Origin of the sequence: Peptoniphilus sp. (assembly GCF_022767005.1) — a bacterium.
GTDB lineage: Bacteria > Bacillota > Clostridia > Tissierellales > Peptoniphilaceae > Peptoniphilus_A.
This window is the reverse complement of sequence record NZ_JALEOV010000034.1, coordinates 53744-62264: the sequence shown is the minus strand read 5'-3', so window position 1 is coordinate 62264 and position 8521 is coordinate 53744. Positions and strand designations below refer to the sequence as shown.

Sequence of the window (8521 nt, the reverse complement as noted above, 5' to 3'; positions counted from 1 at the left end):
TATTAATAGACATAGAATCACTCCTTGGTATTTGGTAGCAACTATATTTTATAGGAATGTGATTTCTATGTCTATTTTTTATACATTTCCATACAAAAATAGTGCTGATGATTTCTCACCAACACTATTTATTATAGAACCTATTTATTTATGGTTTCTTTGAGCGGATATCTTTGTTATAGAAGAAAAATATATTATTGTATATTTAGCAAGTATTTTAAAATTTTGTATTTTTGAGTTTAGTATTAGAGTTTTTATTTTATTAAATATATTTTGGATTTTGTTTTAAATGTTAGGATGAATATGCTGATAAAATAATACCAGAGACAATTATAATATCTCTGGTATTATTTTTAATTTCTCGATAGATTTTTTTATAATAAGATTTTAGATTTGGTCTAATGCTTGTTTTAAGTCTTCTATTATGTCGTCTGCATTTTCAAGACCAACAGAAAGTCTAATTAGGCCTTCAGAGATTCCAGCAGCAGCTCTTTCTTCTGCTGTGTAAGGAGAGTGAGTCATTGAAGCAGGGTGTTGGATAAGCGTTTCTGCATCGCCAAGTGATACTGCCAATGTACAAAGTTTAACACTATTCATAAGCTTTGCACCTGCTTCTTTTCCACCTTCGATTTCAAAAGCGATCATTGCACCTGGAAGTGCCATTTGTTTTTTAGCTATATCATAATATTTGAAGGATTTAAGTCCTGGATATTGAATGCTTTTAACTTTTGGATTTTTTTCCAAGAATTCTGCAACTTTCATTGCATTTGAACAGTGTTTGTCCATTCTAACTTGTAGTGTTTTCATTCCTCTTAGAATTAGATATGCATTAAATGGTGCAAGTACAGCACCTGTACAGTCTTTAATACCAACTAGTCTAACTTGGTCTATGAGTTCTTTTCTACCAATTGCAAAGCCAGCAATAACGTCGCCGTGACCGTTTAAATATTTAGTTGCAGAGTGAACTACTATATCTGCTCCTAGTGTAAGTGGTCTTTGAATATAAGGTGTACAATAAGTGTTGTCTACGATTACTAGACAGTCTTTATTCTTTTCATGAACTCTTTTAGAAACTTCTTCTATATCACATATATCCATATTAGGATTTGCTGGAGTTTCTAAGTAAATAATTTTTGTGTTCTCCTTCATTGCGTTTAAGATATTGTCGACATCTGTAATGTCTACAAAATCTACTTCAACGCCCATTTTTGATACTGAGTGTTCTAAAAATGCGAAAGTACATCCATAAAGTGTTTTTGCAGCTATCATGTGATCGCCACATTTAATGAATGGCCAAATTGATGAAGTAATTGCTCCCATTCCTGATGCAGCTGAAACACAAGCTTCACCTTCTTCTAAAAGAGCAACTTTTTCTTCTACCTGTGCATTAGTTGGATTTCCAAGTCTTGAATAAATGTAGCCATCTTCTTCTAGTGCAAATCTTCTTCCACCTTGCTCTGCATTGTCAAAGATAAATGTAGATGTTTGATATATTGGAGTTGCTAGAGCACCATATTTATTTTTTTCATATCCGCCATGAATTGCTTTAGTTTCAAAATGCATTTTTTTAAGTTCGTCTTTACTATTCATAATTTTCTCCTTTTTAAATAAATCAAAATTAAATTTTTTTAATAAAATTACTTTCTTACAATTATTTTGTGTTTACATTGTTTTTAGTTAATGGTACGTCATTTTCAAAATCCCATTTATCTTTAGGATCTGCAAATCTAATAAAGATTGAAAGAATTGCAAATACAGCAAGAAGTGCTTGATACCATAGGAATGGAATTATTTGAACAGGGGATACAGCTAGTGCACCAAGTTCTTTAGTAAGTCCAGCTGCGATTAAAATTTGTGCACCATAAGGAATTATACCTTGCATTACGCAAGAGAATGTATCTAGGAATGAAGCAGATCTTCTTGGGTCAACTTTAAAGTCCTTTGAAATTTCTTTTGCAACAGGGCCGTCAATAATAATTGCAACAGTGTTGTTTGCAGTTGCAGCATCTGTTAATAGAGTTAAAAGAGCAATTGAAATTTCAGCGGATTTAACATCTTTTGCGAAGCTCCTAATTTTTTCAACTAGCCATTCAATACCACCGTTACTAGAAACCATATAGGAAAGACCTCCAGTTAAAAGTGATAATAGGAAAATTTCAAACATTCCACTAAATCCTTCAAAAATGTTTTGAGCAAAGGTCATCATAGTTAATCCACCAGTAAATATTCCAATAATGCCTGATAGAATAATACCACTAGTCAATACTAAAAATACATTCATTCCAGCAAGAGCTGAGATTAATACGAAAAGGTATGGGACTATTAAAACAAAATTATAACTCAAATCATCAAGAACAACTTCATCTTCAGGCTTTCCTACAATTAATAAAATTACAAAAGTAATTATAGCTGCAGGGATGGCAATTTTAATATTTGCTCTAAATTTATCTCTCATACCTACATTTTGAGTTCTTGTTGCTGCAATTGTTGTATCAGAAATAACTGATAGATTATCGCCAAACATTGCTCCACCTACAAGTGATCCAAGAACAAGTGTAAGAGGAAGATTTCCTTTTGTAGCAACGCCAACAGCAATAGGTCCAACTGCTGAAATAGTTCCTACGGAAGTTCCTGTAGAGATGGAAATAAAACAACTGATTAAAAATATTCCAGCTGTAATAAATTGAACAGGAATTAAAGAAAGCGCAAAGTTTACAACAGAATCAACTCCACCAGATGATTTTGAAACTGTTGCAAATGCTCCAGCTAATATGTAGATAAGACACATTATTATTATGTTTTCGTCTCCACAACCGTGAACAAAATCGTTAAATTTGTCATCAATTGTGCCTTTAAACATAATAAAAGCCAAAATAATAGCTGGCAAAATACATACCGGTGCTGCTACTTGATAAAACGCCATTTCTACTCCCATTGAATTTAAAATGATTCCAGTAGCAAGATATACAAGCACAAAAACTATAAAAGGAAGAAGTGCTGCACCATTAGCCTTAGGTTTTAAATTTTTGTTTTCCATAAATGCCTCCTTAAAACAAACAAAAATAAAACAAAGATATTTTTCCTAAAAATTTAATTTGCTATCATCCTCCTTCATAAACTTAAAAACCGAATTATAATATCGTTTTCAAAGCTAATTAAAAATACGAAAGAAAACTTAATTTTTCTTTAGCTTCATTATACTTTTTTTAACAGCTTTTGTGAAGACTTTTTATGATAAATTGTTAATTAATTACAAAAGTAAATTATAAAGTAATAACGATTTCATACTAATAAGATATACTAATTTTAATTTATTAAATAAATTTTTATAATATATTTTTAAATCTAGTTGGATTTTTGTAGAGAGTAAAAGAATATTGTTCATTCATTACTAAAAATTTTATAAAATTAATTTTTTAATATTTTTTTAAATCATTAATGCTATACTATATTTGAGGTGAACATATGAAGGATTTTGTGAATAGAAAAATTTCATACGCAATGCTGGTTTTATCCATTGTTTTTATCTTTTTGGGAGCTTATAGGTCAGAAGTTGATACTGTGCTTTCAAAGGCTATTAGGATATGTTTGGAGTGTGTTGGAATTGGATAAGCTGAGTAATTTTTTTGGGAAATTAAGAGATAGAAGAAATCTCGTACAGGGTTCTTTTGCTCTCATTACAAACATACATATTCCTAATTTTTTTAAGGGAAACATATATACAGGAAAGTTAAAGAGTGCTTGTGTGCCAGGACTTAATTGTTATTCTTGTCCAGGAGCTACTTTATCTTGTCCAATAGGTTCTTTTCAAGCAGTAGTTGGGTCTTCCAAATTTAATTTTGCCTACTATGTAACAGGATTAATGTTATTATTTGGAACTATATTTGGTAGATTAATTTGTGGATTTTTGTGTCCCTTTGGGTTTTTTCAAGATCTTATTCATAAGATTCCATCGAAAAAATTTAGCACTAGAAGATTTAGTTTTTTAAAGTATATTAAGTATTTTATTTTGGTATTTGTAGTTTGGCTATTTGGAGTATTTTTGACAGATAAATTAGGTACAGCCTCTCCATATTTTTGCAAATACATTTGTCCTCAGGGAATACTTGAAGGAGGAATTCCTCTTTCACTGGCAAACAAAAGTATTAGGGCTGCACTTGGCAATTTATTTTTGTTAAAGTCAGTTATTCTTGGAACAATAATAATAGTTTCTATATTTTTTTACAGACCTTTTTGTAAATATTTATGTCCACTGGGTGCATTTTACGCATTAACTAATAAGTTTTCTTTTTATCAATATCATGTTAATGACAATTGTATTTCTTGCGGAAAATGTAAAAGAATTTGTAAAATGGATGTAGATATGTCAAAGAATCAAAAGGCTTTAGAATGTATAAGATGCGGAGAGTGCATAAAGGCATGTCCAACATCTGCGATTTCCACATCCTTTACAAATAATAATTTAGAAGAAGTAAGATATGAATAAAATTAAAAGGTTGTAAATTTGCATTTTTATTTTGTTGATTTTGAGAAAAATCTTGTTAATAATTTATTTATTGATTGAAGAGGCGAAAAATTTATAGATAAAATAATGTTGGCAACAAAAGATTATCTATTATTGGATATACAAAAAATTGATAAAGCGATTTTTAAATATTGAAAACAATACACTTTATCAATTCATAAGCATCATTTATACAAATATAGAGAGACTCATGCACGCATGGGTCTAATTTTTTTAGAAAAAAGTTGAGGATTTAAAATATCAAGTATGCACTTAAAAATTTTCCAGTAATTTTTAAAATCTTATAAATAATTGTTGCATATGCAACAGTAATGCTATTGTTATAATACTAAAATGTTTATAGAAAGTTATTTGATATTTGATTTTGCTAATGAATAGGAGGAAGAATATGAATATGTTTTGTTTTCAATGTCAAGAGACATTTAAAAATAGCGGTTGTGTAAATATTGGAGTATGTGGAAAGACATCTGAAGTTGCAAATTTGCAAGATTTTTTGATTTGGATTTCAAAGGGTCTATCTGAAATTGCAGTTAAAAGGGAAAATAAAGAAAGTGAAGTTGTTGATAGGATTATTATAAATTTATTTACAACTATTACTAATGCAAATTTTGACAATGCTGCAATAAAAGAAAGAATAGTCAAAACAGTTGAGCTTATGAATTCTTTAAGAGAAGATAAAGATTATAGCGAAGCAGCAATGTGGTCTTCAGTAGATTTTTCAGAAATCAGTAAAAAAATAAATTCTCACGAAGTTTCGGTTTTAAGTGAGAAAAATGAAGACATAAGAAGTTTAAAGGAACTTATAACTTATGGATTAAAGGGGATGGCTGCCTACACAAGACACGCAAAGGTCCTTGGATATGAAAATGAAAAGGTAAATAATTTTATTTTAAAGGCAATGGCAGAACTATTAAAAGAAAAAACTGTTGATGAATTAATTTCACTAACACTTGAAACTGGAGCTATGGGATATGAGGCTATGGCAACACTTGATTCTGCCAATACTAAAACTTATGGAAATCCTGAAATTTCTAAAGTTAATATTGGAACGAGAAAAAATCCTGGAATTTTAGTTTCAGGTCATGACTTAAAGGATTTTGAAATGCTTTTAGAGCAAGCAAAGGATTCTGGAGTTGACATTTATACTCACTCTGAAATGTTACCTGCAAATTATTATCCAAAGTTTAAAAAATATGAAAACTTCGTTGGAAATTATGGAAATGCGTGGTGGAAACAAAGAGAAGAGTTTGAATCCTTTAATGGACCAATCCTCATGACTACAAATTGTATAGTTCCGCCAAAGGATTCTTACAAAGATAAATTATTTACTACTGGGGCAGCAGGTTATCCTGGATGTGAATATATTGAAGAAGATAAAAATGGACACAAAGATTTTTCAAAAATTATTGAAATGGCAAAAAAATGTGATGCACCAGAAGAAATTGAAAAAGGAAGTATTGTTGGAGGTTTTGCACATAGTCAAGTTATAGAACTTGCCGATAAAGTCATTGAAAATGTAAAAAATGGCAATATTAAAAAGTTTATTGTCATGGCAGGCTGTGACGGGCGAATGTCCAATAGAAATTATTATACAGAGTTTGCAAAAAATCTTCCTGATTCAACTATTATTTTAACTGCGGGATGTGCAAAATATAGATATAACAAGTTAAATTTAGGTGATATTAATGGAATTCCAAGAGTTTTAGATGCAGGTCAATGTAATGACTCTTATTCACTTATTCAAATAGCTCTTGCTCTTGTTGATGCCTTTGGAGTAGAAAGTGTAAATGACCTTCCTATTGTATATAATATTGCTTGGTACGAACAAAAAGCTGTAATAGTTTTGCTTGCACTTTTATCTCTAGGAGTAAAAAACATTCACCTTGGACCAACTCTTCCAGCCTTCCTTTCAGCAAATGTTGTGAAAGTTTTAGTTGATAATTTTGGAATTTCTGGAATTACAAACGTAGAAGATGATATAAAAAATTTAATAATTTAATAATTTAATAAAAAGTCTTGACTTTTATTTTTCTGAACCTTATAATAAAAAACAATTCATAAATAAACTTTTTGAGAAGAAGAGTACCTTAAAATTTTGAGTAAAGAGAGCTTCGTTGTGGTGAAAGAAGTGGATGAGTTTTTAGGGAACATGGCCTTCTCTAGGAAATATCGATATTAGGTATTTACGGGTCTTCCCGTTATAGAAGTAGAGTATGATAGTACTTGAAGAGGTTGCTTTCGCGAGAAAGTGATAAATTAAGGTGGTAACACGAGCTTTCGTCCTTATGGGGCGGAAGCTTTTTTTGTAAATGGAGGAAAAATGATAGAAGTAAAAAACTTGGTTAAAGAATTTAAAACTGAGGATGGAACTTTTAGAGCTTTAGATGATGTTTCTTTCAAAGTAGATAGGGGAGAAATCTTTGGAGTAATTGGTCTTTCTGGTGCAGGAAAATCCACTCTCGTTAGATGCATCAATAGGTTGGAGGAACCTACAAGTGGAGAAATTTTAGTGGATGGTAAGTCTATTATTAATTTAGACGAGAAAGAACTTAGGGTTGCAAGAAAAGATATGGGAATGATTTTCCAATATTTTAATCTCTTTATGCAAAAGACTGTTGCTGAGAATATTGCTTATCCTTTAGAGATTTCTAGTATGAATAAAAGTGAAATTGAAAAGAGAGTAGATGAACTTTTAAATTTTATTGACTTAAAGGAAAAGAAAAATTCCTACCCTTCAGAATTATCAGGAGGACAAAAACAAAGAGTTGCAATAGCAAGAGCCATTGCTACAAATCCTTCTATTTTACTTTCAGATGAAGGAACATCAGCGCTTGACCCAGCAAACACAGAATCTGTTTTAAATCTTTTGAAAAAAATTGTAAAAGAATTTAATATGACAATAGTTATGATCACTCACCAAATGGAAGTGGCAAAGGAAATTTGCGACAGAATTGCAGTAATGCAAAATGGAAAAATAATAGAAGAAAATGAAACTAAGGAACTTTTTAGAAATCCAAAATCTTCTGTTACAAGATCCTTTATAAAAAACTTGGAAGATGAAGTTGAAGAAGGTTATGTAAATAGCGCTGACTATAAGGGAGATGTTTTGAGACTTTCCTATGCAGATGATAATTATGACAAACCAATTCTTTCAAAATGCGTAAAGAAATTTGATGTAGATGTTTCAATTCTTTCGGGAAATATAAATAAGTTGAATATTTCAAGTGTTGGTTATCTTACAGTTCAAATTCTTGGAAAAGAAGAAGAGAGAGTTAAAGCCATTGATTATTTAAAGGAAAATAATGTAAATGTGGAGGTGCTTTAGATGGATAGAATAATCGATATAGTTTTGCCGGCAATTCCACAGACTCTTGTAATGGTAATAGCATCTACAATTATTGCTCTTGCAATAGGAATTCCATTGGGAATAATTTTGACTACTACAAGACCAGGTGGTCTAACTGAATCAACAAAAATTTATTCGGCATTAGATGGGATAATAAATGTTCTTAGGTCCTTTCCTTTCGTAATTTTAATGATAGTTGTATTTCCTCTATCTAGGCTTATAGTTGGAAAATCCTATGGAACAGCAGCAATGATAATTCCACTTTCACTTTCAGCTGCGCCTTTTGTGGCAAGGTTAATGGAAGGATATTTCATACAAGTGGATCAAGGTGTAATTGAAGCAGCCAAATCTATGGGCTCAACTAAGGGAGAAATTATTTTTAAGGTTTTAATACCAGAAGCAATGCCAATGATTGTTGCTGGAATAACTATGACAGTTATTAATGTAATAGGTTATTCAGCAATGGCTGGTGTCATGGGTGGTGGCGGACTAGGAGATATTGCCAACAGATATGGCTACCAAAGAAATGAGCCGTTAATACTTTGGTCAGCAGTAATCGTAATAATAATTCTCGTACAAATTGTACAATTTATTGGAAATAAAATAGCAGATAAAATTGATAAAAGATAGGTGTTTTTTCTAATTTTTTA

General features: G+C 30.8%; 7 protein-coding genes and 1 other annotated feature. Of the genes, 5 read left to right on the top strand and 2 right to left on the bottom strand.

The genetic code is table 11. The annotated features are described in order from the left end of the window. Nucleotides 1-387: 387 nt before the first annotated feature. Both megL and MR285_RS02725 read right to left on the bottom strand, forming a co-directional pair. On the bottom strand, nt 388-1590 hold the full coding sequence (gene megL, locus MR285_RS02730; RefSeq protein ID WP_293557774.1) for a methionine gamma-lyase: 1203 nt from the start codon (nt 1588-1590) through the stop codon (nt 388-390). A gap of 61 nt (nt 1591-1651) precedes the next feature. After that, the gene (locus MR285_RS02725; protein ID WP_293557772.1) at nt 1652-3037 is read right to left on the bottom strand and encodes a Na+/H+ antiporter NhaC family protein; all 1386 of its coding nucleotides are present in this window, start codon (nt 3035-3037) and stop codon (nt 1652-1654) included. Between the two features lie 428 nt (nt 3038-3465). Between MR285_RS02725 and MR285_RS02720 the strand changes: the two genes are divergently transcribed. From MR285_RS02720 to MR285_RS02700, 5 genes are all read left to right on the top strand, one after another. Next, on the top strand, nt 3466-3612 hold the full coding sequence (locus MR285_RS02720) for a CD1871A family CXXC motif-containing protein (RefSeq protein ID WP_293557770.1): 147 nt from the start codon (nt 3466-3468) through the stop codon (nt 3610-3612). 1 nt (nt 3613) lies between these two features. After that, nucleotides 3614-4486 carry a 4Fe-4S binding protein gene (locus tag MR285_RS02715; RefSeq protein ID WP_293557778.1) on the top strand — a complete coding sequence of 291 codons (873 nt, stop codon included), beginning with the start codon at nt 3614-3616 and terminating at the stop codon, nt 4484-4486. 433 nt (nt 4487-4919) lie between these two features. Beyond that, nucleotides 4920-6524 (top strand): hydroxylamine reductase, encoded by a 1605-nt coding sequence (gene hcp / locus MR285_RS02710; protein WP_293557776.1) that lies wholly within the window; start codon nt 4920-4922, stop codon nt 6522-6524. A gap of 62 nt (nt 6525-6586) precedes the next feature. Further along, nucleotides 6587-6813, top strand: a binding site (T-box leader). 32 nt (nt 6814-6845) lie between these two features. Next, on the top strand, nt 6846-7850 hold the full coding sequence (locus MR285_RS02705) for a methionine ABC transporter ATP-binding protein (protein ID WP_293557768.1): 1005 nt from the start codon (nt 6846-6848) through the stop codon (nt 7848-7850). Continuing rightward, on the top strand, nt 7851-8501 hold the full coding sequence (locus MR285_RS02700; RefSeq protein WP_293557766.1) for a methionine ABC transporter permease: 651 nt from the start codon (nt 7851-7853) through the stop codon (nt 8499-8501). The last annotated feature ends 20 nt before the right edge of the window (nt 8502-8521 follow it).